The 24844-nt window shown below is 70.1% G+C and carries 26 protein-coding genes; 20 read left to right on the top strand and 6 right to left on the bottom strand.

The annotated features are described in order from the left end of the window. Nucleotides 1–238: 238 nt before the first annotated feature. From PKE84_RS06685 to PKE84_RS06675, 3 genes are all read left to right on the top strand, one after another. On the top strand, nucleotides 239–1204 hold the full coding sequence (locus tag PKE84_RS06685) for a methylenetetrahydrofolate reductase (protein ID WP_271176446.1): 966 nt from the start codon (nucleotides 239–241) through the stop codon (nucleotides 1202–1204). Between the two features lie 13 nt (nucleotides 1205–1217). Next, the gene (metE, locus tag PKE84_RS06680; RefSeq protein WP_271176445.1) at nucleotides 1218–3569 is read left to right on the top strand and encodes a 5-methyltetrahydropteroyltriglutamate--homocysteine S-methyltransferase; all 2352 of its coding nucleotides are present in this window, start codon (nucleotides 1218–1220) and stop codon (nucleotides 3567–3569) included. A gap of 204 nt (nucleotides 3570–3773) precedes the next feature. Then, complete coding sequence (locus PKE84_RS06675) at nucleotides 3774–4124, top strand: metallopeptidase family protein (RefSeq protein WP_271176444.1); 351 nt, start codon at nucleotides 3774–3776, stop codon at nucleotides 4122–4124. A 94-nt stretch (nucleotides 4125–4218) separates the two neighbouring features. On the opposite strand, the gene lexA is transcribed toward PKE84_RS06675, so the two are convergent. Then, on the bottom strand, nucleotides 4219–4932 hold the full coding sequence (lexA, locus tag PKE84_RS06670; RefSeq protein ID WP_373877119.1) for a transcriptional repressor LexA: 714 nt from the start codon (nucleotides 4930–4932) through the stop codon (nucleotides 4219–4221). Nucleotides 4933–5171: 239 nt separating this feature from the next. Here lexA and PKE84_RS06665 point away from each other — a divergent pair, with 239 nt between their 5' ends. The 6 genes from PKE84_RS06665 to PKE84_RS06640 all read left to right on the top strand — a co-directional run bounded on the left by PKE84_RS06665 (nucleotide 5172) and on the right by PKE84_RS06640 (nucleotide 9699). Next, on the top strand, nucleotides 5172–5540 hold the full coding sequence (locus PKE84_RS06665) for a LysM peptidoglycan-binding domain-containing protein (protein ID WP_373877118.1): 369 nt from the start codon (nucleotides 5172–5174) through the stop codon (nucleotides 5538–5540). A 119-nt stretch (nucleotides 5541–5659) separates the two neighbouring features. Continuing rightward, nucleotides 5660–6784, top strand: a complete 1125-nt coding sequence (locus PKE84_RS06660) for a histidinol-phosphate transaminase (RefSeq protein WP_271176442.1) — start codon at nucleotides 5660–5662, stop codon at nucleotides 6782–6784. Further along, nucleotides 6781–7383 carry an imidazoleglycerol-phosphate dehydratase HisB gene (gene hisB, locus PKE84_RS06655; RefSeq protein WP_271176441.1) on the top strand — a complete coding sequence of 201 codons (603 nt, stop codon included), beginning with the start codon at nucleotides 6781–6783 and terminating at the stop codon, nucleotides 7381–7383. The genes PKE84_RS06660 and hisB overlap by 4 nt, the downstream gene beginning before the upstream one ends. Beyond that, a complete protein-coding gene (gene hisH, locus PKE84_RS06650) occupies nucleotides 7380–8012 on the top strand; it encodes an imidazole glycerol phosphate synthase subunit HisH (RefSeq protein WP_271176440.1) in 633 nt (210 codons plus the stop codon). The genes hisB and hisH overlap by 4 nt, the downstream gene beginning before the upstream one ends. A 69-nt stretch (nucleotides 8013–8081) precedes the next feature. Then, complete coding sequence (priA, locus tag PKE84_RS06645) at nucleotides 8082–8828, top strand: bifunctional 1-(5-phosphoribosyl)-5-((5-phosphoribosylamino)methylideneamino)imidazole-4-carboxamide isomerase/phosphoribosylanthranilate isomerase PriA (protein ID WP_271176439.1); 747 nt, start codon at nucleotides 8082–8084, stop codon at nucleotides 8826–8828. Continuing rightward, nucleotides 8812–9699, top strand: a complete 888-nt coding sequence (locus PKE84_RS06640; RefSeq protein ID WP_271176438.1) for an SseB family protein — start codon at nucleotides 8812–8814, stop codon at nucleotides 9697–9699. The genes priA and PKE84_RS06640 overlap by 17 nt, the downstream gene beginning before the upstream one ends. 17 nt (nucleotides 9700–9716) lie before the next feature. On the opposite strand, the gene PKE84_RS06635 is transcribed toward PKE84_RS06640, so the two are convergent. Then, nucleotides 9717–11006, bottom strand: coding sequence for an MFS transporter (locus PKE84_RS06635; protein WP_271176437.1), 1290 nt, complete (start codon nucleotides 11004–11006; stop codon nucleotides 9717–9719). A gap of 78 nt (nucleotides 11007–11084) precedes the next feature. On the opposite strand from PKE84_RS06635, the gene PKE84_RS06630 reads away from it, so the two are divergent. Genes PKE84_RS06630 through PKE84_RS06620 form a run of 3 tightly spaced genes read left to right on the top strand, consistent with a single transcriptional unit; the run spans nucleotide 11085 to nucleotide 12833 of the window. Next, a complete protein-coding gene (locus PKE84_RS06630) occupies nucleotides 11085–11972 on the top strand; it encodes a LysR family transcriptional regulator (protein WP_271176436.1) in 888 nt (295 codons plus the stop codon). 54 nt (nucleotides 11973–12026) lie between these two features. Beyond that, nucleotides 12027–12242 carry an SCO4848 family membrane protein gene (locus PKE84_RS06625; protein ID WP_271176435.1) on the top strand — a complete coding sequence of 72 codons (216 nt, stop codon included), beginning with the start codon at nucleotides 12027–12029 and terminating at the stop codon, nucleotides 12240–12242. 21 nt (nucleotides 12243–12263) lie between these two features. After that, the gene (locus PKE84_RS06620) at nucleotides 12264–12833 is read left to right on the top strand and encodes an HhH-GPD-type base excision DNA repair protein (protein ID WP_271176434.1); all 570 of its coding nucleotides are present in this window, start codon (nucleotides 12264–12266) and stop codon (nucleotides 12831–12833) included. Nucleotides 12834–12863: 30 nt separating this feature from the next. Here the strand turns inward: PKE84_RS06620 and PKE84_RS06615 are convergent, their stop codons facing one another. Continuing rightward, complete coding sequence (locus tag PKE84_RS06615; RefSeq protein WP_271176433.1) at nucleotides 12864–13514, bottom strand: hypothetical protein; 651 nt, start codon at nucleotides 13512–13514, stop codon at nucleotides 12864–12866. A gap of 86 nt (nucleotides 13515–13600) precedes the next feature. Between PKE84_RS06615 and PKE84_RS06610 the strand changes: the two genes are divergently transcribed. The 5 genes from PKE84_RS06610 to PKE84_RS06590 all read left to right on the top strand — a co-directional run bounded on the left by PKE84_RS06610 (nucleotide 13601) and on the right by PKE84_RS06590 (nucleotide 19559). Next, nucleotides 13601–13933: a nuclear transport factor 2 family protein gene (locus PKE84_RS06610; protein ID WP_271176432.1), complete on the top strand. Its 333-nt coding sequence runs from the start codon at nucleotides 13601–13603 to the stop codon at nucleotides 13931–13933. Between the two features lie 137 nt (nucleotides 13934–14070). After that, a complete protein-coding gene (locus tag PKE84_RS06605) occupies nucleotides 14071–17514 on the top strand; it encodes a TM0106 family RecB-like putative nuclease (protein WP_271176500.1) in 3444 nt (1147 codons plus the stop codon). A gap of 37 nt (nucleotides 17515–17551) precedes the next feature. Further along, nucleotides 17552–18022: a helix-turn-helix transcriptional regulator gene (locus PKE84_RS06600; protein WP_271176431.1), complete on the top strand. Its 471-nt coding sequence runs from the start codon at nucleotides 17552–17554 to the stop codon at nucleotides 18020–18022. A 9-nt stretch (nucleotides 18023–18031) separates the two neighbouring features. After that, complete coding sequence (locus PKE84_RS06595; protein ID WP_271176430.1) at nucleotides 18032–18454, top strand: VOC family protein; 423 nt, start codon at nucleotides 18032–18034, stop codon at nucleotides 18452–18454. 154 nt (nucleotides 18455–18608) lie between these two features. After that, entirely contained in the window at nucleotides 18609–19559 is a 951-nt protein-coding gene (locus PKE84_RS06590) for an endonuclease/exonuclease/phosphatase family protein (RefSeq protein WP_271176429.1), read from the top strand. A 36-nt stretch (nucleotides 19560–19595) separates the two neighbouring features. Here the strand turns inward: PKE84_RS06590 and PKE84_RS06585 are convergent, their stop codons facing one another. The 3 genes from PKE84_RS06585 to PKE84_RS06575 are packed head-to-tail and all read right to left on the bottom strand — an operon-like array spanning nucleotide 19596 to nucleotide 22085. Continuing rightward, on the bottom strand, nucleotides 19596–20498 hold the full coding sequence (locus PKE84_RS06585; RefSeq protein ID WP_271176428.1) for a ferredoxin family protein: 903 nt from the start codon (nucleotides 20496–20498) through the stop codon (nucleotides 19596–19598). Further along, on the bottom strand, nucleotides 20491–21753 hold the full coding sequence (locus PKE84_RS06580) for a cupin domain-containing protein (RefSeq protein WP_271176427.1): 1263 nt from the start codon (nucleotides 21751–21753) through the stop codon (nucleotides 20491–20493). Before PKE84_RS06580 ends, PKE84_RS06585 begins: the two co-directional genes overlap by 8 nt. Continuing rightward, nucleotides 21753–22085 (bottom strand): BatC protein, encoded by a 333-nt coding sequence (locus tag PKE84_RS06575; protein WP_271176426.1) that lies wholly within the window; start codon nucleotides 22083–22085, stop codon nucleotides 21753–21755. Before PKE84_RS06575 ends, PKE84_RS06580 begins: the two co-directional genes overlap by 1 nt. A 111-nt stretch (nucleotides 22086–22196) precedes the next feature. Between PKE84_RS06575 and PKE84_RS06570 the strand changes: the two genes are divergently transcribed. From PKE84_RS06570 to PKE84_RS06560, 3 genes are read left to right on the top strand one after another with little or no spacing between them, the layout of a single operon-like run. After that, on the top strand, nucleotides 22197–23144 hold the full coding sequence (locus PKE84_RS06570) for a MetQ/NlpA family ABC transporter substrate-binding protein (RefSeq protein WP_271176425.1): 948 nt from the start codon (nucleotides 22197–22199) through the stop codon (nucleotides 23142–23144). Between the two features lie 5 nt (nucleotides 23145–23149). Beyond that, on the top strand, nucleotides 23150–24172 hold the full coding sequence (locus tag PKE84_RS06565; protein ID WP_271176424.1) for a methionine ABC transporter ATP-binding protein: 1023 nt from the start codon (nucleotides 23150–23152) through the stop codon (nucleotides 24170–24172). Further along, nucleotides 24169–24828, top strand: coding sequence for a methionine ABC transporter permease (locus PKE84_RS06560; protein ID WP_271176423.1), 660 nt, complete (start codon nucleotides 24169–24171; stop codon nucleotides 24826–24828). Before PKE84_RS06565 ends, PKE84_RS06560 begins: the two co-directional genes overlap by 4 nt. Nucleotides 24829–24844 lie beyond the last annotated feature (16 nt).

Below are 24844 nucleotides of genomic sequence, written 5' to 3'. Positions count from 1 at the left end.
AGCACGAACGACACGAGGCTGGACGGCGCTGTGCGTCACACGGTGACACACAGGTTCCGTCCGGCCTTCGTCGTTGCTAGATTTCCATTCAACCGAAGCGGGCGACCCGCTCGGTGGTGCGACAGCCGAGCCCGGCACCCGCCCGCGAACACCCCCCGTGAGAACGGGGTCCTGACCCTGACCGGGACGGGCGCGGCCGAAATGGGCGGCGCGCGTCGACTCCATCCAAGAGGACGCCATGAGCTGTACCACCGCGCGGTTCTCCTTCGAGCTGTATCCACCTCGCAGCGCCGCCGCCGCGGCCGCGCTGCCGGCGACGATCGATCGGCTCGCGGCCGCGCATCCGGACTTCATCTCCGTCACGTACGGCGCGAACGGCTCGTCGCGCACCACGTCGCTCGACGTGCTCCGCTACATCCTGCAGCACACCGATGTCAGCCCGATGGCGCACCTCACCTGCGTCGGCTCGTCGCACGCCGAGGCGAACCGGCTGATCCGGGAGTTCCTCGATGCGGGCATCCGGCGCTTCCTCGCGGTGCGCGGAGACCCGCCCGCCGACGTCCCCGCCGGCGAGACCGGGCTCGGCGACCTGCGCAGCTCCGCGGAGCTCGTGCAGCTGATCCACCGGGTGCAGGCGGAACGCGTTCCCTACGGGGAGCTGCCGGTGCCCGGAATCGACGCCCGCGCGGTGCTCGGCAGCCGGGAGCACGTGCAGATCGCGGTCGCCGCGTTTCCGAACGGTCATCCCAGCTCACACTCGGTGAGCCAGGACATCGACACCCTGCTCGCCAAGCAGGCCGCCGGGGCGAACCTCGGCATCACGCAGCTCTTCTTCCACCCCGAGGACTACCTCAGCTTCGCCCAGAAGGCCAAAGACGCCGGGGTCGCCTTCCCCATCCTCCCCGGAATCATGCCGGTCACGAGTGCCGCACGACTGCGCCGGATGCTCGAGCTCAGCGGCGAGGACCTCCCGAGCGAGCTGGCCATCCAGCTCGAGATCGAGCCCACCGAGGAGGGCCAGCGGGAGATCGGCATCGCCTGGGCGACCGACTTCGCGCAACGCCTGCTCGACGGCGGAGCGCCGGGCATCCACCTGTACACCTTCAACCAGCACCAGGCCGTCCTCGCCGTGCTCGAGCGCATCGGCCTGCTGCCGGGCGCCGGCACCGGCGTCGCCGGCACGACCTCTCGCACCACCCACTGAAAAGGATCAACGCATGACCGACTTCACCACGCGTCCCGCCTTCCCGACGGGCACGATCATCGGCTACCCGCGCATCGGGCGCCGACGCGAGCTCAAGAAGGCCGTCGAGAGCTTCTGGGCGGGCAGCACGACTGCCGCCGAGCTCGAGGCGACCGCGGCCGAGCTGCGTGCCGCGACCCGAGAGCGCCTGGCCGACCTCGGCCTCGGCCGCACCGATGCGTCGATCCCGGAGAGCTTCAGCTACTACGACCAGGTGCTCGACGCCGCCGTCACCGTGGGAGCGCTGCCCGAGCGTTTCGCTACGCTCGCCGACGCCTCCGGTGCCGTCGACCTCACGGGATACTTCACCATCGCCCGCGGCGAGGGCGAGAACGCCCCCCTGGAGATGACCAAGTGGTTCGACTCCAACTACCACTACCTCGTGCCGGAGATCGGGCCGGAGACCGACTTCCGCCTGGCATCCGACCGTCTCGTACGTGAGTTCGAGGAGGCCGCCGCTGCCGGCTTCGTGACGCGTCCCGTCATCGTCGGCCCGGTAACCTTCCTCCTGCTCAGCAAGGCGAGCGACGCGGCGCCGGAGGGCTTCCGTCCGCTCTCCCGCCTGAGCGAGCTGCTTCCGGTCTACGCCGAGCTGCTCGAGCGTCTGGCCGCGGCGGGGGCGCCGTGGGTGCAGCTCGACGAGCCGGCGCTCGTGAGCGAAAGCATCGAGGACGATCGCGCCGCCGTGCTCACCGCCGTGGCCGAGGCGTACCGCGCACTCGGCGCGGTCGCGGGACGCCCCGGGCTCTTCGTCGCGGCGCCGTACGGCAGCCTCGGCGACGCGCTGCCCGTGCTCGCCGCCTCGCCGGTCGAGGCGCTGTCGCTCGACCTGGTTCGTGGAGAGATTCCCTCCGGACTCGACGCGGCCACGGCATCCGGTCTCGCGGGCAAGACGCTGGTCGGCGGCGTGATCGACGGCCACAACATCTGGCGCGGCGACCTCGAGGCGGCGTTCGGCCGCCTGACCGAGCTGCTCTCGCTCACCCCTGAGGTCGCGGTGTCGACGTCAACGTCGCTGCTGCACGTGCCGCACGACGTCGAGGACGAGCAGGCGCTCCCGGCGCAGCTGAAGAGCTGGCTCGCATTCGCCGACCAGAAGGTGGCTCAGGTGGCGACGCTGGCCACCGGGCTGCTCGACGGGCATGAGTCGATCCAGGACGAGCTGAACGCCGCGTCCGCCGCTCTGGCCGACCGCGCAGCCGCGCCCGGTGTGCGCGATACCGCGGTGCGTGCGCGTACGGCGGCCCTGACCGAGGGCGACTTCTCGCGCGGCGACTACGCCGACCGGCTCGCAGCGCAGGATGCTGCGCTCGGCCTCCCGTTCCTTCCCACCACCACCATCGGCTCGTTCCCGCAGACCGGCGACATCCGCCGTGCCCGTGCGCAGCTCGCGAAGGGTCTCATCTCGGAGGCCGAGTACCTCGGCCAGATGCAGGCCGAGATCAAGCGCGTCGTCGACCTGCAGGAGGAGATCGGCATCGACGTCATCGTGCACGGCGAGCCCGAGCGCAACGACATGGTGCAGTACTTCGCCGAGAACCTCGACGGCTTCGCGGTGACGCAGAACGGCTGGGTGCAGTCGTACGGCAGCCGCTGCACGCGTCCGTCGATCCTGTGGGGCGACGTGTCGCGGCCGAAGCCGATCACGGTCGAGTGGTCGACCTACACGCAGACCCTCACGGCCAAGCCGGTCAAGGGGATGCTGACCGGACCGGTCACGATCCTCGCCTGGTCGTTCGTGCGCGACGACCAGCCGCTGGGCGACACCGCACGCCAGGTCGCGCTCGCCCTGCGCGACGAGATCGCGGACCTGGAGTCGGCGGGCATCCGGATCGTGCAGGTCGACGAGCCGGCACTGCGCGAGCTGCTCCCGCTGAAGAAGAAGGACCACGCGGACTACCTCGACTGGTCGGTCGGGTCGTTCCGGCTCGCGACCGCCGGGGTGCGCGACGAGACGCAGATCCACACCCACCTCTGCTATTCGGAGTTCGGGGTCGTCATCGACGCCATCCGCAACCTCGACGCCGACGTGACGAGCATCGAGGCTGCGCGGTCCCGGATGGAGGTCGTGCACGACATCCAGACCTCGGGCTTCGAGCACGGGATCGGCCCGGGCGTCTACGACATCCACTCGCCGCGCGTTCCGAGCGTCGCCGAGGTCACCGAGCTGCTCGAGACCGCGCTGAGCGCGATCCCGGGACGCCAGCTCTGGGTGAACCCGGACTGCGGCCTCAAGACCCGCGGCTACGACGAGACCGTGGCGTCGCTCACGAACATCCTGACGGCGACGCGGGCCGTGCGCGAGAAGGCGGGCGTGCCCGCCTAGGCGGGTCGCCGGTCTCAGCTCGGTAGAGCTCTGCTCGCTGCTGCTCAGCTCGCTACACAACTCCGGAACCTCGGCCCGCCATCGGGTCGGAGTTCCGGAGTTGTGCGCGTTCGGGCGGCGTGTCGACTCCGGCATCCGGAATTGCGGAACGGCGGAACGGCGGGACGGCGGCCGCGTAGCCTCGTGGCCGAGGAGAATGGCGGCATGGTCGAGATCTCGGACGCGGACTTCGAAGCGATGGTCGGCGATGTCTTCGACGCGCTGCCGGAGGACATGGTCGGACCGCTCGAGAACGTCGCCGTGCTGATCGAGAACCAGCCCCCGGATGCGCGGCCGCGCCTGTACGGCCTGTACAGCGGTCATCCGCTCACCCGTCGCGGGGTCTACGGGTTCGGGGAGCTGCCGGATCGGATCACGCTCTACAAGAACAACCTCGCTGCGAACAGCGCGGACCTGACCGAGCTGCGCGCACGCGTGCGGGTCACGCTCGTGCACGAGATCGGACACTACTTCGGGCTGGACGACGCCCGGCTGCGGGAGCTCGGCTGGGCGTGACCGGGCGCGCCGGTCGTGCGGAACCGCGGCACCGCCCGCGTCGGTCGTGCGTTAGCGCACGACCGACGCGGGCGTCAGGCGGCGCGCGGTGACGTCAGACCGCGCGCAGCACCGCCACGACCTTGCCGAGCACCTCGGCGTAGTCGCCGAGGATCGGCTCGAAGTTCGAGTTGCGCGGGAGAAGCCACGTGTGGCCGTCGCGCTGACGGAAGACCTTGACCGTCGCCTCTTCGTCGAGCATGGCCGCGACGATGTCGCCGTTCTCCGCCGTCTTCTGGGTGCGGACCACGACCCAGTCGCCGTCGCAGATCGCCGCGTCGATCATCGATTCTCCGACGACCTTCAGCATGAAGAGCTCGCCGTTGCCCACGAGCTGGCGGGGGAGGGGGAACACCTCTTCGACCTGCTGCTCGGCGGTGATCGGCACGCCGGCGGCGATGCGGCCGACGAGAGGGACCATGGCGGCGTCGCCGACGGGCGTCTGGTTCTCGAAGTCGACGGACTCGGATGATGAAGACGGGAGGTCGATGAGGATCTCGAGGGCGCGGGGGCGGTTCGGGTCGCGGCGCAGGTAGCCGCTCAGCTCGAGCTGGTTGAGCTGGTGGGTCACGCTGGAGAGGGAGGAGAGGCCGACCGCGTCGCCGATCTCGCGCATGCTCGGCGGATAGCCCCGCTGGCTCACGGAACGGCCGATGACGTCGAGGATGGCGAGCTGTTTCTCGCTCAGATTCTTGCGCCGGCGCGTGCCGCCGCGCTCGCGTCCTGCCTGGTTGTCGTTCGACACAGTCGTCCCTTCGTGACCCGCCATCGCATCCGGCCCGCCCGAATGTCGGTGGTGCCTGGTTGAGTGAACTCCAGACAATCGAAACTGTATCCACGATGCAGCGGCAAAACAAACATGTGTTCGAGTGTGTCTCGATATTCGTGTGAAAAACAGCCGCGATATCGCGCTTGAGGTTTCGAACATTCGAAGATATATTCGGAACACAGCTTCGCATCCGGTCTGCCGGCCAAGCGCCGGGTGCGGAATCTTAGGAGGTCACGACCGTGAGCACAGCAGCAGTCACCATGACGCCGTCGAGTTTCGACATGCCGGCGGGAGCCCGCACCCGCCTCCGCCTCACCCGACGCGGGCGCGCGGTCCTCACGACCCTCGCGTCCGTCCCGCTCGTCATCGGAGCCCTGCTCTTCGCGCTCAACAGCGGCGGCGCGGTGGCCACAGGCGATCAGACGCACGTGACGTTCCAGCAGGTCACCGTGCAGTCAGGTCAGTCCCTCTGGAGCATCGCCGAGAAGGTGGCGCCGGGTGCCGACCCGCGCGACGTCATCGCCGACATCGTCTCGCTCAACCAGCTCGACTCGGCTGTGGTCTCGCCCGGCCAGCGCATCGCCATCCCGACGCAGTACTCGCACTGACCTTCGGGTGCCGCGCACTGAACTCCGAGTGGCTCGTCGTGACCTTCGGGTCGAAGTGGCGAGCTCAGGTGGGCAGCAAGACGACGTAACCATCCTGTAGGCGGAACTACCATTGAGGGGTGACTTCCCTCTCTGATCTGCCGATTCGCGATGATTTGCGGGGCAAGACCCCGTATGGCGCTCCACAGAAAGTCGTTCCTGTGGCGCTGAACGTGAACGAGAACACGCATCCGGTTCCGGATGACGTGGCGGCGGACATCGTGGCTCGCGTCGCGACCGCGATCGGCGGCGTCAACCGCTACCCGGATCGCGAGTTCACCGAGCTGCGCGAGAGCCTGGCCCACTACCTCGGTCACGGTCTGACGCCGGAGAACATCTGGGCGGCGAACGGATCGAACGAGGTGATCCAGCAGATCCTGCAGGCCTTCGGTGGCCCGGGCCGCAGCCTGCTCGGCTTCACGCCGACCTACTCGATGTACCCGCTGCTCGCCTCGGGGACCGGCACGGTGTGGCTCGCCGGCGCGCGCGACGCCGAATTCGAGCTGTCTCCCGAGACCGCCGTCGCCGAGATCACCCGACTCGACCCCGACATCGTGATCCTCTGCGCGCCGAACAACCCGACCGGCACTCCACTCTCGCTGGAGACGATCGCGGCGGCCTACGACGCCGCCCGCGGCATGGTGGTCGTCGACGAGGCGTACGCCGAGTTCATGCCAGAGGGCGAGCCGTCCGCGCTCACGCTGCTGCCCGGACGCCCCCGCCTCCTCGTCTCCCGCACGATGAGCAAGGCGTTCGCGTTCGCCGGCGCCCGCGTCGGCTACCTGGCGGCGGACCCTGCCGCCGTCGACGCTCTTCGCCTCGTGCGACTGCCGTACCACCTCTCCGCGCTCACCCAGGCGGCGGCCGTGGGTGCGCTGGCGCACTCGGACGAGATGCTCGGGATGGTGGGCGAGATCCGCGTGCAGCGGGACCGCCTCGTGCGCGAGCTCGCGGGGCTCGGCTACCGTCCGCACCGCAGCGGCAGCAACTTCGTGCTGTTCGGGGGAGTGGCCGACCCGCACGCCACCTTCGAGGCGCTCCTCGCGCAGGGCGTGCTGATCCGGGATGTCGGCATTCCGGGGCACCTCCGGGTCACCGCGGGGACCGAGGCGGAGACCACGGCGTTCCTCACCGCGCTCGCGTCGCTGGGGCGTCCAGACGGAGCCCAGTCCTCTGCGGCCGCCCCGGTAGGCTCGGAGTCATGACCAATCGCACGGCCACCCTGCAGCGCGAGACCAGCGAGTCGAGCATCGAGCTGAGCCTCGACCTCGACGGCAGCGGCGCATCGGACATCGAGACCTCCGTCCCGTTCTTCGACCACCTGCTCACGGCGTTCGCGAAGCACTCGCTGACCGACCTGCGGGTGCGGGCGAACGGCGACACCGAGATCGACGTGCACCACACCGTCGAAGACATCGGCATCGTGCTCGGTCAGGCGATCAAGGCGGCACTCGGCGACAAGCGCGGCATCTCACGCTACGGCGACGCCCTGGTGCCGCTCGACGAGGCGCTGGTGCAGGCCGTGGTGGACATCTCGGGGCGTCCGTACCTGGTGCACTCGGGAGAGCCGGCCGGCTTCGAGTTCCACCTGATCGGCGGTCACTTCACCGGCTCCATGCTGCGTCACGTGTTCGAGGCGATCACCTTCAACGCCGCAATCACCACGCACATCACGGTCGTCGGCGGGCGCGACCCGCACCACATCGCTGAGGCGGAGTTCAAGGCGTTCGCGCGCGCGTTCCGCCAGGCCAAGGCACTGGATCCGCTCATCACGGGCATCCCCTCGACCAAGGGAGCCCTGTGAGCCGTCCTGATGTCGTCGTCTTCGACTACGGGTCGGGCAACGTCCACTCCGCCGCCAAAGCACTCGAGGCGGCAGGGGCGAACGTCGAGCTGACCGGCGACCGCTCCCGCGCACGTGACGCCGACGGCCTCGTGGTCCCCGGCGTCGGCGCGTTCCGTGCCGTCATCGACGCCCTGCGCGCCTCCCACGGCGACGAGGTCATCGACCGTCGGCTCGCCGGCGGTCGCCCCGTGCTCGGCATCTGCGTCGGGATGCAGGTGCTGTTCGACCGCGGACTCGAGCGCGGCAGCGATGCCGAGGGGCTCGGCGAATGGCCGGGCGAGATCGACCGGCTCGATGCCGAGGTGCTCCCGCACATGGGCTGGAACACCGTCGACGCGCCCGCCGACTCGGTGCTGTTCGACGGCATCCGCGACGAGCGCTTCTACTTCGTGCACTCCTACGCCGCTCAGCACTGGACGCTGGATGTCACAGCGCCGTTCCCGCAGCCGCACGTCACCTGGTCGCAGCACGGGGGCCGGTTCATCGCCGCCGTCGAGAACGGTCCGCTGAGCGCCACCCAGTTCCACCCGGAGAAGTCCGGCCAGGCCGGCATCCAGCTCCTCCGCAACTGGATCGGCTCGCTCTGACCGAGTGCGGTCGCACCCATCGCCTGTCTCTGCCGCCGACGGCGCGCAGTCGTAACCCCGAGGAAGATCATGAGTGAATTCACCAGCACGCCGCGGCTCGTCCTGCTGCCGGCGGTCGACGTCGCCGACGGCAAGGCCGTGCGCCTGACGCAAGGCGAGGCCGGCTCCGAGACCAGCTACGGCGACCCGATCGACGCCGCCGCCGACTGGGCGGATCAGGGTGCCGAATGGATCCACCTGGTCGACCTCGACGCCGCATTCGGCCGTGGCGACAACCACGCGCTGCTCAAGAAGGTCATCCGTCAGGTGCGCGGCGTCAACGTCGAGCTCTCCGGCGGCATCCGCGACGACGCCTCGCTGGAGTCGGCGCTGGAGATCGGCGCCAAGCGCATCAACCTCGGCACCGCGGCTCTGGAGAACCCGGAGTGGGCCGCCAACGTGATCGGACAATACGGCGAGGCCATCGCGGTCGGGCTGGATGTGCGCGGCACCACCCTCGCCGCGCGCGGCTGGACCCAGGACGGCGGCGACCTCTGGAGCGTGCTCGAGCGCCTCGAAGAGGCCGGATGTGCGCGCTACGTGGTGACCGACGTCACCAAGGACGGCACCCTGCGCGGCCCGAACCTCGACCTGCTGCGCGACGTGATGGAGCGCACCGAGCGTCCGGTCGTCGCGTCGGGCGGTATCTCCAGCCTCGACGACATCGCCGCCCTGCGTGAGCTCGTGCCCCTCGGTCTCGAGGGCGCGATCGTGGGCAAGGCCCTGTATGCGGGTGCGTTCACCCTGCCCGAGGCGCTGGATGTCGCGGGCGACTGACGACGGAGACCAGGCGGACCGTCGTGCACAGCATGACGGCACGTCCGGGCCGTCGCCGAGCGAGACGGGCGCAGCGCGCCTGAGCGGTTTCGCCGCCCAGCTCGCCGCCGCGGCGGCGAACGACGCGGATTCTGCGGGTCAGCCGTGGGACGGTCGCAGATTCGACGACAACGCCTTCGGAGACGACGACGGCAGCGCACCGCCGGCGCTGCTCGGGGCGCTCGCGGCGTTCCGGGCGGGCGAGGCCGGCCCGGAGGCCGTCGTCGACGCGGTGCGGACGTCGCGTCTGCTCATCCCGCTGGTCGCCGAACTCGGTGAGAGCGGCACCACCGACGCCGGTCACCTCGTCGACAAGTCGCAGGAGCTGTCGATCGTCACCGTCGCCGGGCCGGATGGTCGCACGGTGCTTCCGGTCTTCTCGTCGGTGACCGCGATGCAGGCCTGGAATCCGCTCGCACGCCCCGTGCCCGCCGACGGCGCACGAGTCGCCCTCGCCGCGGCCGGCGAGGACACCGAGCTCGTGGTGCTCGACCCGACCTCGGAGACCGAGTTCGTGATCCGGCGCCCGGCGCTGTGGGCGATCGCGCAGAGCCTTCCGTGGGTCCCGAGCTTTCGCGACCCCGAGGTGTTCTCGGCGTTCGTCGATTCGATCGGCTCGGAGCTCGGGGTGCACGACATCGCCCTGCTCGCGGGCGACCCGTCGTCCCGCCTGCGCGGCGAAGAACTGGTCGTCCGGCTCGAACTCGGCGCTGGGCTGACCCGCGAGGAGCTCGACGCCGTGCTGAGCCGGCTGGCGCAGCGGTGGGCGGCCGACGACGTCATCGCCACGCGCGTCGACTCGCTGCGCGTGCAGCTGGTGGCCGCGGACTGACGGCTGGTGACGCGTCGTCAGGCGCGGACGGTGCGGACGATGCGGCCGGTGCGGCCGAGCATCCGGAGACCGGCGAACAGGCTGAGTGCGCCCACCACGATCACGAACACGACGAGCACGGGCACCAGCGGCCAGAAGATCAGCGCGACGCCGACGAGCAGCACCGGCACGGCGAGGCCGATGTAGGCGATCAGGAAGATCGCGGCCAGCACCTCGCCGCGGCGATCGGGTGCAGCGAGCGACGCCGCGACGCCGATCGCCGACCGGAAGAGCAGTCCGACGCCCGCACCCGCGAGCACGCCGCTGATCACGAACACGACCAGGCCCGCCGTGAGCACACCGATCGCCAGTCCGGCGAGTCCGGCGACGAGGAACGCGAGCGCCAGGACGAGCTGGGTGCGCGCCGTCGCACGCGCCAGCACGATCTGCGAGACGGCCGACGCCGCGAACACCGAGAACGGAACGACCCCGGCCATCAGCCGCGACGTCTCATGCAGCGTCCCGGCGAGCACGCTGGGCGCGAGCGACGTGAACAGCCCGAACACCGCGAAGCCGGCGAAGGCGGCGATCGCTGCGGCCGAGAACGCACTGCGTGAGCCGGCCGGAAGCGAGACGCGCTGCGGGCGGTAGGCGGGTCGCTCCTCGGCCCGCTCGACCGTCTCCGGAACGAGCGCGACAGCGACGGCGGCGATCGCCAGGATGACCAGGAACACCACGTACGGCAGCAGCAGCGGCTGCGGCAGGAACTGGGCGAGGGCGCCCGCGATCAGCGGGCCGAGCGCGAGACCGCCGGTGTTGACGGCGGTCGACACGGTGCCGGACAGGCGCGGGCCCTCGTCCGGCCGGGCGACGGACCGCAGTTCGCTGAGGTGGGCCGTGGCGCTGGCCGTGAGCGCACCGACGCCGACTCCGGAGATCACCCGGGCGACGAGCAGCCCGCTGACGTCGTTCCAGAACACGAACAGCACCGCGGCGACGATCTCGAGCACGATGGCGACCAGCACCATGCGACGCCGCCCTGCCCAGTCGCTGATGTGCCCGATGAGGAACAGGCTGGCGATCACGCCGACGGCGTAGGCGGCGAAGATGACGGTCACGACCCAGGTCGGGAAGCCGTCGCGCTGCTGGTAGAGCGCGTAGAGCGGAGTGGGCAGGGTCGAGAACGCCATCACCGCGAGGAACGCCGCGGCGATCACCCAGAAGCCGGTGCCGTGGCGCAGGCGCCACGCGGATCGACGGGAACGGGATGCGGTGGCGCTGGCGGTGCTGGAAGCGCGGGTGGTGCGAGTGGGGGCCGTGGTCGTCATGCTTTGATGATGCGCTCGACCGATGATCGTGTCCAACGGATATCAGCGATGCTGACAATCGGCGTTTACGATTGCCACATGGAACTCCGCCAGCTCGAGTACTTCCTCGCCGTCGCCGACGAACTCAACTTCACACGCGCGGCCTCGCGCGTGTTCGCTGCGCAGTCGACGGTGTCGGCGGGTATCCGGTCGCTGGAGCGGGAGCTCGGCGGCGCGCTCTTCGACCGCGACCCGCACGGCGTGCGACTGACCGTGCTCGGCCGGCGTGTGATCGACGCCGCCCGGGAGACGCTGCGTGCGGGGGAGCGCCTGCACGAGCTCGCCGACACCACGGGCGGGTTGCGGGGGCAGGTGCGGGTCGGCATCTTCACCAACCTGACGACCATCGACCTGCCAGGCATCATGGGCGAGTTCCACGCCCGGCATCCACTGGTCGACCTCCTGCTCGGGCCGTCTCCGAGCGGCTCGACAGGGCTGGCGAAGGACGTGCGCCTCGGCAACGTCGACGTCGCGTTCATGGGCCTACCTGGGCGCGCCCCCGGGCTGCTGCATCAGGAGCTCGCTGTGTCGCCCTTCGTGGCCGTGCTCGCCGAGGACCACCCGCTCGCCGGGAGGCAGGCCGTCTCGCTCGCCGCACTCGCCGACGAGCCGTTCATCGACGCGCGGGCGGGCTTCGGCAATCGCGTCACGCTCGACCGCGCGCTCGATGAGCGCGGCCTCACCCGCCGCATCTCGACCGAGGTGTCCGACCTGGGGGAGATCCCACGGTTCGTCGCGGCCCGCCTCGGCGTGGCGGTGCTCCCGGCGCTCACGGTGATTCCGGCCGACGGCGCCGTGACCAGGCCGCTGACGGAACACATCGAGTGGATGCTCAGCGCCGTCTCGCGCCCGCGGCCGAGCGCCGCCTCTGCTGCCCTGCTCCGGTTGCTCGCCGAGCGGTTCGCACAGCCGTCCGTCGTCGGCTGAGCGCCCGGGCGCGACGCGCGACTCCGTCCGGCGGTCTCGTAGGCTGGAGGAACCATGACCGTCTTCGCCGCCATCGTCCTGTTCCTCAACGCCGTCTTCAACATCTTCGCGTGGCCGCGGTTCTTCTCACGCGTGGCGAAGGACACACGGGCACGCGATGCGGCCGGCAAGGCGACTCCGTTCCTGATCGTGCACGGCGTGCTGCTCGCCGTCGCGCTCGTGCTCGCCCTGGTATCGCTGGTCGCCGGGGTGCTGTTGCTGCTGGTGTGACGCCGGTGGCAGCATGAACCCATGGCTCTGAACATCACCGGCGACGCTGAAGCGGACGCCGTGCTCGACTCCTCCGCGTTCGCCCTGCTCGTCGGGATGCTGCTCGACCAGCAGGTTCCGATGGAGACGGCCTTCGCCGGGCCCGCCAAGCTGCTCGACCGCATCGGCGCGCTCGACCCCGCCACCATCGCCGCCTACGATCCGGATGCTCTGGCCGCGGTCATGAAGCAGCCGCCGGCGGTCCACCGGTTCCCCGGCTCGATGGGAGGCCGCGTGCAGGCGCTCGCCGCGGCGATCGTCGACGAGTGGGGCGGGGACACGGCGGCGATCTGGACGTCGGGCGACCCGGACGGCGCGGAGATCCTGCGGCGGCTCAAGGCGCTGCCCGGTTTCGGAGAGCAGAAGGCGAAGATCTTCCTGGCGCTGCTCGGGAAGCAGCGCGGTCTGGATGCCGCGGGCTGGCGGGAGGCCGCCGGTGCCTACGGCGAGCACGGCTGCTACCGGTCGGTCGCCGACATCGTCGATCCGGCGTCGCTCACGAAGGTGCGCGAGACGAAGCGCGCGATCAAGGCGGCGGCCAAAGCGTCCTGACCGCCGCCGTCCGACTTCACATCGTCGTCGTCAGGCGCGCGGCGACGGCAGGTCGAGGTTCCAGTGCCGGGAGACCAGGAGCAGCCACGAGTCCGCAGCGTCGGCGTCCGTCTCGTGTCCTGGCGGGCCGTGGGTGAGGTAGAAGCGGGAGACCACGCGCTGCGATCCTTCTGCGTCGCCGTACAGCACATCCACCGCGAAGCCGTCGCCCATGGCCCCCGCGCGCGCAGCCTGGAAGTCGTCTGACTGCGGATCCCGGATGGCGACCTGGCAGAACCCCGGATCGTTCGTCGGCACATAGATGTCGCGGGTCAGGCGGTGGAACTGCTCGACGTCCGCCAGCGGGGCACGGGGATCCGGGGGCAGGTGCCAGCCGTGCAGGATCGCGACGCCCGCCCCGGCGTTCCGCACGGACATCACGAGGTAGACGGTGTCGTCGGTGATCTCGAGGGCCGCGCGACCGCCGCGCGCGATCATCCATTTGCCCTCCATGAACCGCACCTTCTGCGGCGGGTCCGACCAGTTGGACGGCAGCAGGATCGGACGCAGCCCCTCGAGCAGGGCGCGCTCGGCGAGCCGTGCCGACCGGTTCGCGGAGCGGGTGGACGCGAAGGTCGCGGCGGCCAGGGCGGTGGTGCCGACGGCCGTGCCGAGATCGGCGGCGAGAACCCAATCGAACATAGCCGACATTCAACGCCATCCTGAGGTGCCGGCGAAAGAGGCGATGCCGTCTGGCGAGAGCCGACGACGGGGGCCAGACTGAGGGGATGGACCAGAGCCCCGACGCAGTGCCGCCGATCGTCGCCGCAGCGATCGCCGCCGCGAACGCCCACGACACCGATGCGTTCCTCGACGCGTTCGCGCCCGGTGGCGCCGTCGACGACTGGGGTCGCGTGTTCACCGGACCCGAAGCGATCCGGGGCTGGAGCGACCGGGAGTTCATCGGGGTGGACGTCACGCTCGGCGACCTGCGCGGCGATCCCGTCGACGGAGGGGTGGCGGTGACCGCTCAGGTCGGGGGACGCGGCTTCAACGGCCCGTCGACGTTCACCTTCCTCGTCGGCGACGCAGGCATCGAGCGGATGACGATCACCGCGTAGCTGCACCCCCGAGGGAGGCGAGCAGTCACGCTCGTGGCCCGCGACGCGGACGTTGTCGCACGGTGCCGATACGCTCGATGGGAAGGCCAACCCCGGGCGGCATCGACCCGCCCGGCCGGCCGGTGGAAGGGATGGGCATGTTCCTGCTCGACGGCGTGGTGGTCACCAGCGCGAGCGACCTGACCGCGGCCTCCAAGTGCGAGTTCGCGTTCCTGCGCACGCTCGACGTCAAGCTCGGCCGCATCGAGGCCGCCGAGGAGATCGAGGACCCGATGTACGTGCGCTCGTCGCGCCTCGGCGACGAGCACGAGCACCGCATCCTCGAGCGCTACCGCGATCGTTTCGGAGCCGGCGTGGCCGAGATCGAGCGGCCGGAGTCCCTGACGGCCGACACACTCGCGGCGGCGGTGGAGGAGACGCGCTCGGCGTTCGCGGACGCGCCCGACGTGGTGTTCCAGGCCACCTTCTTCGACGGCGCCTTCGTGGGCTTCGCGGACTTCATCGTGCGCCTCCCCGACGGACGCTACCGGGTGCAGGACTCCAAGCTCGCCCGAAGCGCGCGCGTGACGGCCCTGCTGCAGCTGGCCGCCTATGCCCAACAGCTCGAGCGGCTCGGCATCGCCACCGATGAGACGGTCGAGCTGTTGCTCGGCGACGGTTCGGTGAGCGAGCACCGCCTGCACGACATCGTGCCGGTGTACCGCAAACGGCGGGCCCGCCTTCTGTCGATCATCGAGTCCCATCTCGCCGACGAGGGCCCCGTGCAGTGGGGGGATCCGCGCTTCACGGTGTGCGGGCGCTGCGACGCCTGCGACGCCGAGATCCAGGCGTCGCGGGATGTGCTGCTCGTGGCGGGCGTGCGGGTGACGCAGCGGGCGCACCTGTTCGAGGCGGGCATCCGGACCATCGAGGCGCTCGCCGAGTCGAGCGGCGCGGTGGCGGGGATCGCCGAGAACACGCTGGCGGGGCTGCGCCAGCAGGCGCGGCTTCAGCTGGACGCCGTCGAGGGCTCGCCGCCGCCCGTGACCGTCTACAACGCGCCGGCGCTCGCCGTGCTGCCGGAGCCCGACGAGGGCGACATCTTCTTCGACTTCGAAGGCGATCCGCTCTACACCGAGGGCGACGGCACGCGCTGGAACCTCGACTACCTCTTCGGGCTCGTCGACGACCGGGCGGAGTTCACCGCATTCTGGGCGCACGACTTCGCGGCCGAGCGGATGGCGCTCGAAGCGTTCCTGGCGTTCGTGAAGGAGCGCAGGCGCAGGTATCCGCGCATGCACATCTATCACTACGCGTCGTACGAGCGCACGCACCTGCTCTCCATCGCGGCCCGGCACGGCGTCGGCGAAGACGATGTGGACCAGCTGCTGCGCGACAATGTCCTCGTCGACCTGTATCCGCTGGTGCGCAAGGCGCTGCGGGTCGGATCGCGGTCGTACTCGATCAAGAAGCTCGAACCGCTCTACATGGGGACCGAACTCCGCGAGAGCGATGTGACCAACGCGGCCGACTCGATCACGGAGTACGCGAACGCACGTGATCTCCTCCAGCTCGGCCATGAGGCGGAGGCGCAACGGATGCTCGACGCGATCGGGGACTACAACCGGTACGACTGCGTCTCAACGCTCCGCCTCCGCGACTGGCTGCTGGCCCGAGCACTCGAGAGCGGCATCCGCATCGGCGAGAATCCACCGGACGACACCGCCGTTGAACTCGAGCCATCGACGCTGCGCGACGCGCTGCTCGCACTCGCCGGCGACCCGCTCGACCCCGAGCGCACCGCCGACGAGACGGCGGCCGCCTTCGCCGCCGCCGCGATCGACTACCACCGGCGGGAGCAGAAGAGCTTCTGGCAGGCGCACTTCGCTCGACTCGTGCAGCCCATCGAGGAGTGGGAGGACACGAGGGACGTGCTCGTGATCGAGGAGTCCCGTGTCGTGCGCGACTGGTACCGCGAGGCCGCGCAGCGCACCGACCGGCGGGAGCTCCTGCTCCGCGGCCGTCTCGCACCGGGCAGCTCGATCCGGCCCGGTGATCAGGCGGGTCCGTTCCTGCTCTACGAGTACCCGGGGCCGTTCCCCTCCGGCTCGAGCGTGCCGGGGGCGCGGTCCGCTCGCACCGTCCGCGTCGCGGAGGTCTACGACGACGGATCCGTGCTCATCGAGGAGACGCTGCCGCCGGAGGCTGCGCACTACGCCACGCTGCCGAGCGCACTCGCACCGCCGAAGCCGTTGCCGGTCGGCCGCCAGAAAGCGGCCATCGACTCGTGGGCGGAAGAGCTCCTCGCCGCCCAGCCGGGCTGGCCGGCCGAGCCGATGACGGATGTGCTGCGCCGCGTCCCTCCGCGCACGCGGTCGGGCGCGCTCGCACGCGACACCGGGGAACCCATCGCCGCCGTCGTGGCCGGCGTGCTCGATCTCGACGGCTCGTACCTGGCGGTACAGGGCCCGCCCGGCACCGGCAAGACCTACCTCGGCGCCCGCGTCATCATGGCGCTCGTGCGCGACCACGGCTGGAAGATCGGCGTGGTGGCCCAATCGCACACGGTGGTCGAGCACCTGCTCGACGCCGTCGTCGGCGCCGGGCTCGACGCCGCGCTGGTCGGCAAGGTTCCCAAGTCGGGCGGCGACGAGGGCGGCCATCTGTTCACGCCGCTCGAGAAAGACGGCCAGCTGCTCTTCGCGCTCGACCATGCCCAGACGGGATACGTCGTGGGCGGAACGGCGTGGGACTTCTCGAATGCAGCCCGCATCCCGCGCCGCGGCCTCGACCTGCTCGTCGTCGACGAGGCGGGTCAGTTCTCGCTCGCCGCGACCATTGCGGCCGGGGTCTCCGCGCGCAATCTCCTGCTGCTCGGCGACCCGCAGCAGCTTCCGCAGGTGAGCCAGGGTACGCATCCGGAACCGATCGACGAGTCGGCCCTCGGCTGGGTGAGCGAGGGCCACGACGTGCTCCCGCCGGAGCTGGGCTACTTCCTGGCCGAGAGCAGGCGGATGCATCCGGCGCTCGCTGCACCGGTCTCCGAGCTCTCGTACGAGGGCAAGCTCCGCGCACATCCCGAGTCGTCGCTGCGCTCGCTCGCCGGTATCGAGCCGGGGCTGCATCCGGTGCCGGTGACGCACACCGGCAACGCGACGGAATCGCCCGAAGAGGCGGCTGTCGTGGTCGCCCTGGTGCAGGACACGCTCGGTGCGCTCTGGACCGATCCGAGCACGGGTCGTACGGACGATCCGCTCACCGAGGGCGACCTGATCGTCGTCACGCCGTACAACGCCCAGCTCGCCCTGGTTCGGGCGGCGCTCGACGAGGCGGGCCTCACGGGGGTGCGCGTGGGGACGGTCGACAAATTCCAGGGTCAGGAGGCGGCGATCGCCATCGTGAGCCTCGCGGCCTCGTCGGCGGCCGACGTGCCCCGCGGCATGCCGTTCCTGATCATGAAGAACCGTCTGAACGTCGCGATCTCGCGCGCCAAATGGGCGGCGTTCCTGGTGCATTCGCCCGAGCTCACGGAGTACCTTCCGATCACACCGGCTGCGGTGGCCGAGCTGAGCGCCTTCATCCGGCTGATCGAGACCGAGTGACCGGCGCGCGCCGACGGCCTGGTGTTACGCTCATGGCGTGTCACCGGAAGAGCTGGAGACGCTCGTGCACCTGCGCCGAGCCCGCGACCTCATCGATCGGGACTACGCGAGCCCGCTCGACGTCCCGACGATCGCGAGCCACGCCCTGATGTCACCGGCCCACTTCTCGCGCCAGTTCCGCGCCGCCTACGGGGAGACGCCGTACAGCTACCTGATGACCAGGCGCGTCGAACGGGCCATGGCGTTGCTGCGCGGCGGGATGAGCGTGACCGACGCATGCATGGCCGTCGGCTGTACCTCGCTCGGATCGTTCAGCTCGCGCTTCACCGAGCTCAACGGCGAGACGCCGAGCGCCTATCGCGCACGGGAGCACGCCGCGGTGCTGGCCATGCCGTCGTGCGAAGCGAAGCAGCGCACCCGCCCGCGCAAGGACAGGCCAGCGGACGCCGTCGCACGCGAACGCACATCGAGCAGTTTCGAAGAAGTCGCCGTCGCCGCCCATTCGTAGGGTGGTGTCATGACCATCTCACTTCAGTACTCCAACATCACCGTCAACGACCCGCAGGAATCGCTCGCGTTCTACCGCGACGCACTCGGACTCGACGTCGTCCAGGACGTCGAGTCGGGCGGCCACCGCTGGATCACGCTCGGTTCGACGTCGCACCCGGGCACCGAGATCGTGCTCTCCGACCCCCACGCGGGACGGTCGCAGGCCGACGGCGACAGCCTGCAGGAACTGCTCGTCAAGGGCGTGCTCTCGCCGATCGTGTTCAAGACAGAAGACGTGGATGCCACGTTCGAACAGGTGCGCGCATCCGGCGCCGAGGTGCTCCAGGAGCCGATCGACCAGCCGTGGGGGCCGAGGGACTGCGCGTTCCGCGACCCGAGCGGCAACATGGTCCGCTTCCTTCAGTCGCAGCCGCAGCCTCAGGACGCGTGACACGGGTTCCCGCACGGTAGTGGTGGGGCCACGCGCGTTCCGGTGAACGATCCGTGAACTACGTGCCGACACGGATGCAGGCCGAGGGTGACGCCGAGCACACTGGGAGGCACCGGCAGACAGCCGGCGCAGTTCTTTCGTCAGGAGGTGTGCGATGGTCACCGTCGCGACCTGGAACATCGAGAACTTCTTCTCCCCGGGCACCGAATTCGGTCCGGCGACGCAGGCGATCTTCGACCGCAAGGTCGCGCTGCTCGCCTCCACGATCACGAGCGCCGGCGTCGACGTCGTCGCCCTGCAGGAGGTCGGCGACCTCGGGGCGTTCGACGCCCTCCTCGCCGCGCTCGGCGCCGGGTGGACCGGGCAGCTCTCGACCTTCTTCGAACCGTCGCACGCCATCCGGGTCGGGTTCGCCACGCGCATCCCGGTGACGGCGACGAGCGAATACGCCGACATCCCGCTCCAACTGCAAGGCGTTCCGACCGACGATGCGGGAGCGGCGCTCACCCGGATGGGCCGCGGCGCGCTGCGGGTGCGGGTCGCCGTGAACGGGAACGACCTCGACCTGGTCAGCGTGCACCTCAAGTCCAAGCTGCTCAGTTTTCCCGGCGGACGGTTCCAGCCGCACGACGAGGGGGAGCGCGCCCGTTACGCCTCCTACGCGCTGCTGCGCCGCGCGGCCGAGGCGGCAGCCGTGCGCTACTTCGCCAACGATCTGCTCGATGGCCACGGGACGACGCGGCGGCTGATGGTGATGGGGGACTTCAACGATGGGGTCGACGCCGCGACCACGCAGATCGTGAACGGCCCTCCAGGGAGCGAGATCGGGACCGGCGGCGAGGACCAACCGGACGCCGGCGACGGCTGGCGTCTGCTCAACCTCGCTCCGTTGATCCCGCCCGACCGTCGCTTCAGCCGCATCTATCGAGGGAACCGCGAACTGATCGACCATCAGTTCGTCTCGAGAGCCCTCCGCTCGAGCATCCAGAGCGTGACGACGATCACCGGCGCCGTGGCTCTGCCGTCGATCGACGACCGGGCGACGGCCCGCAAGGACGCGCCCATCTCCGACCACGCCATGGTGGTGTCGCAGCTCGACCTCTGATCCCGACGTCGCGTCGTCGGGACGTCGCGTCGCCGCTCAGGAGGCCACGGACTCCTCGAGCGAGCGCAGCTCGAACTCGCGCACCCGGCGAGGGATCGTCGCGCCGCACGTGCTGAGCAGCGGCTCGGAGAGCGTCTCACCCACCTCGACCACAAGCCGCTCGCCACCGTGGTCGAGCTCGACCGTCCAGCCGTGCGGATGGGCGTGCTCGGACACCACCCGGAAGGCCTCGATGGCGTCGTCCCCCGTGTGCTCGCGGGCGAACTCCTCGGCGGCCTGGGCGACCGTGCTGAGGGCGGTGCGGCCGCGCAGATACTCGCGCGCGACGCGTCCGTCGGCGTACGCAGCGACGACGGCCTCGGCCTCGGCCGCCGGAACGCGCCCGTACAGGAGCCCGTGCGGGAAGACGATCATTGTCGCCGCGAACCGGTCGCCGCCGAGATGCGAGCACTCCCAAGTCTCGTCGGGATGCGCGGCCGCCAGCGCCTCGACGACCGGGCGCCCCCGCACCGCGCAGCACTGGTCATGGCGTGCGTGGGTGCAGACAGCGTAGATCGGGCGGTCGGACAGTACGCCGGCCGAGCCGTCGAGCGGGATCTCGAGCAGCTCCTCCACCCGGTCGACCCGGCCCCACCGGATGCTCGCCCGCTCCGGCCGGCAGTCGACGAGGGCCCAGCGCCAGGAGGACTGCGACCGGCGCTCCTCTGCGCGCAGCCGGGTGCGCCGGATCGCCAGAGGCCGGATGCCCGCCGCCTCCGCCCGCGTGACGAGCGCCCTGCTCACCGACGTGTCGAGCGCGGACGCGAAGAACGCGTGAGCTCCCCACGCGCTCTCGACCTCCACGAGCAGCCAGCGCTCGCCGAACCCGGCCGTGCCCGGCAGCGGATCGCCGCGCTCGAGCGAACGGTCGCTGCAGGGCAGCCATCCGGGCTCAGTCACGGGCGGCCGGCACCACGATGCCTTCGCGCAGCAGCCGACGCACGACGACGAGGGCGGATCCTGCGTCGAGCCCGGGGAGGTCCTGTGCCGACACCGGCGCGTCGCTGAGCAGGCGCCGGACGGCGGCGGACGCCTCGGCGGGCAGCGTCACCGTCTTCTGCGGCAGGCGGATCGCCACCGTGCCCTCGGTCGTGGCGACCTGTGGATGCGACCCCGGTCGCATCGTCACCACGATGTCCGCCGGATCGGTGCCGTCGAGCGCAGCGATCAACTCCGTAGTGGCGAGCGGTCGCACGGGCGCAGCAGGGGTGTCCTTCGCCCACCGCTCCGACAGGCTCCGTGAGACGGCACTGGCCGCCGCCGGTGCGCCGGCTTCCAGAGCGGCGATCAGGTCGGCGATCGTTTCCTCGACGATCGGTCGCAGGGCGTCGGTGTCGGCCGGGTCGAAGCCGAGCGGAAGCGATGCGCGCAGGGCCGCTGTATCGGCAGCCCGGGCGATCGCCTCCTGCACGATCTCGTGACGGGTGTAGGCCGCGACCCCGATCGTCAGGTGGATGGAGATCCCGCCGAGAGCGGTGGCCGAGTGGATCCAGCCGCGCGGCAGGTACAGCGCGTCGCCGGGACGGAACGTGGCGTCGATCGCCGGCGTCCCCGCAGCACGCGTGGCCACCGCCTCGCGGTGATCGCTCCACGGCTGGTCGCGCAGCGGATCGGGGTGGACGGGCTCGTGGATCACCCAGTGCTTCTCGCCCGAGATCTGCAGCACGAACACATCGTGCACGTCGTAGTGCGGATCGAATCCGCGCGAGGAGGCCGGCGTGATGTACGCGTTCACCTGGCATGGATGCCCGAGTTCGGCGGACAGCCTGCGCGTGAACTCCGCGATGGGCGGCCAGGTGCGGTGCAGCCCCTGGAGCACCAGGGTGGCGCCGTCCGCGAACTCGGCCAGCACCTTCTCCGAGCTCACCTGGTCGCCGATCTCCGCGCCGAAACCGCCGGACGCCGTGTAGCGCGCGGGCGGGAGCACGGTCCCCTCCTTCGCCATCCGGATGAACGGTGTGCGCAGAGCGCGCGAGGAGATCAGTTCGTCGACATCGTCGCGGCTGAAGAGATCCGAGAAGTCGTGATCGGATTCCGCTGCCGTGGTGAGGAGCGGGCGCCGTGACCAGTAGTCGGACGCGAACGCGTCCCGATCGACGGCGATGCAGCGCGAAAGCGCGGACCGGTCGCCCGGTCCGCGCTCGTCATCCGTCATCAAGCGGATCCGTCGGCGCCGCCGTCGTGGCCACCGGCGTTCGCTCCGCCGTCGGCCGGACCTTCGCCGGCCGATCCGTCGGCTCCGCCGTCGTGTCCGCCCGGGTTGGCTCCGCCGTCGGCCGTGCCCTCTCCGGCCCCACCGTCGGCTCCGCCGTCGTGCCCGTTCGGGTTGGCTCCGCCGTCGGCGGGTCCTTCGCCGCCGGACGCCGGATCGGTGGTGATGTCGTCGTCGTTGATCGAGCTCATGTACAGCCTCCACTTCGCGGTTCGGCGGCGGTCGCCGTCGACGCTCACACTACGCGCGGGGCGCACGTGCGTCGATGTGCTCATGCCGTCACATTTCGGAACACGTTTTGAGACTCCCGCCGCGATCGGGGAGGCTCGAGGAGCCGTCAACCGTGCGCCGGTACCCTCACACCCCTTCACAAGAGAGGCACAGCCATGTCCGATTCCACCCCTCCCACCCCCTCCCTTCCGGAGAAGCCGAAATCGAGAACGGGCTGGATCGTCGGGATCGGCATCGCCGCCATCGCGGTCATCGTCGCGGTCGTGCTCATCGTCGTCAACCTGGCGTCCCCCGGTTCGTCGGCCGAGGCCAAGCGCGTCACCGTCAAGATCGGCACCACCGAGCAGGCGGCGCCGTACTGGACCGTGCTGAAGAAGGCGGCCGCCAAGGAGAACATCGACATCCAGGTCGTCGGGTTCAGCGACTACACCCAGGCGAATCCGGCGCTGAAGAGCAAGCAGATCGACCTGAACCTGTTCCAGCACCTCCTGTTCCTGGCGAACTACGACGTGTCCGACAACGCCGATCTGGTGCCGATCGCCTCGACCATCGTTGTCCCGCTGCCCCTCTACTCCGACAAGTACAAGGCCGTCGCCGACATCCCCACGGGCGCGAAGATCGCGATCCCCAATGACGCGACCAACCAGGCGCGCGCTCTCCTCGTTCTGCAGGAGGCCGGTCTGCTGAAGCTCAAGAACGGCGGCACCGTCCTCTCGACTCCGGCCGACATCGACGCGTCGGCGTCGAAGGTGACCGTGCTCCCCGTGGACGCCGCGCAGACCGCTCCCGCGCTCAACTCCGCCGACGGCGCGATCGTGAACAACAACTTCGCGCTCACGGCCGGCCTCGACCCCAAGTCCGCGATCTTCCAGGACGACCCGAAGAAGTCCGCCGCCGAGCCGTACATCAACGCGTTCGTGGCCCGCAGCGCGGACAAGGACAATGCCACCTACAAGAAGATCACCGAGCTCTACCACACCAAGCCGGTGCAGGATGCGGTGCTCGCCGAGTCCAAGAACACCGCGGTCATCGTGCAGCGCCCGCAGTCCGAACTGATCTCGATCCTCGACGAGCTGAAGAAGACCGTGAAGGCGGCGAACTAGTACCGATGCCTCTCATCGAGTTCCGCGAGGTCACGAAGTCCTTCCGCTCCGGCGACGCGACGATCACCGCGATCGACGGCGTGAGCCTGTCGATCGAACGCGGCGAGATCTTCGGGATCATCGGATACTCGGGCGCGGGCAAGAGCACGCTCGTGCGGCTGGTCAACGCGCTCGAGAAGGTGACGAGCGGTGCGATCCTCATCGACGGCGTGGACATCACGCAGCTTCCCGAACCGAAGCTGCGGGGTGTCCGCGCCGGCATCGGCATGATCTTCCAGCAGTTCAACCTGTTCCGCTCGCGCACGGTGTTCGGCAACATCGCATACCCGCTCAAGGTGGCCGGCTGGCCGAAGGAGAAGCGGAAGGAGCGGGTCGCCGAGCTGCTCGCGTTCGTCGGCCTGACCGAGAAGGCGTGGGTCTACCCCGACCAGCTGTCCGGCGGTCAGAAGCAGCGCGTCGGAATCGCGCGCGCACTGGCCACGAATCCGGCCATTCTGCTCGCCGACGAGTCGACGAGCGCGCTCGACCCCGAGACGACGGCCGACGTGCTCGCCCTCCTCAAGCGGGTCAACCGCGAGCTGGGCGTCACCATCGTGGTGATCACGCACGAGATGGAGGTCGTGCGCTCCATCGCCGATCGCGTCGCCGTGCTCGACGCCGGTCGCGTGATCGAGAGCGGCAGCGTCTTCGAACTGTTCAGCGACCCTCAGACCGTCACGGCGCAGCGGTTCGTCGGAACCGTGCTGCGCAACCAGCCCGAGGCCGACGATCTGGAGCGGCTGCGCGGCAAGCACTCCGGACGCATCGTGTCCGCGCGCATCCACGACGACGGGCGGCTGGGAGCGGTGCTCTCGGATGCGGTCGGCCGGCACAACGTCCGATTCGAGATCGTCTTCGGCGGCATCAGTGCGCTGCAGGGCCGCTCCTTCGGCAGCCTCACCCTCGAGCTCATCGGCGAGGACGCCGGCGTAGACGCGCTGATCGCCGACCTCCGCGCGGTCACCGAGGTCGAGGAGGTGGCGGCATGAGCGACTGGTCGCAGCTGTTGCCCGTCTACCTGGAGTCCATCGGGCAGACGCTCTGGATGGTCAGCGCGACCCTCGTGCTCGGCGGCATCCTCGGTCTGGCGCTCGGCGTGCTGCTCTACACCACGCGTCGCGGCGGCATTCTGGAGAACCGCCCGCTCGCAGCGGTGCTCAATGTGCTGGTGAACTTCATCCGCCCGATCCCGTTCATCATCTTCATGACGGTGGTCGCGCCCCTCACGCTGAGTCTGTTCGGCACCTTCATCGGAACGGCTGCCGCGATCTTCCCGATGACGATCGCCGCGACCTTCGGCATCTCGCGCATCGTCGAGCAGAACCTCGTGACCATCGATCCCGGTGTCATCGAGGCGGCCCGCGCGATGGGCGCGAGCCCGCTGCGCATCATCATGACCCTGCTCATCCCGGAGGCGCTCGGGCCGCTCATCCTGGGCTACACCTTCGTGTTCGTCGCCATCGTCGACCTGTCGGCGGTCGCCGGCGGTCTCGGCGGCGGGGGACTGGGCTACTTCTCGATCGCCTACGGCTACCAGCGGTACGACTGGACGGTGACGTGGGTCGCCGTGATCACGATCGTGGTGCTCGTACAGGCCGCGCAGTTCCTCGGGAACTGGCTGGCGCGCAAGGCGCTGCGCCGCTGACCCGCCGTACAATACG

It is taken from the genome of Leifsonia poae, from assembly GCF_027921845.1.
GTDB classification, from domain to species: domain Bacteria; phylum Actinomycetota; class Actinomycetes; order Actinomycetales; family Microbacteriaceae; genus Leifsonia; species Leifsonia poae.
The sequence above is the reverse complement of the archived record's forward strand: the minus strand, read 5'-3'. Positions and strand labels throughout refer to the sequence as shown.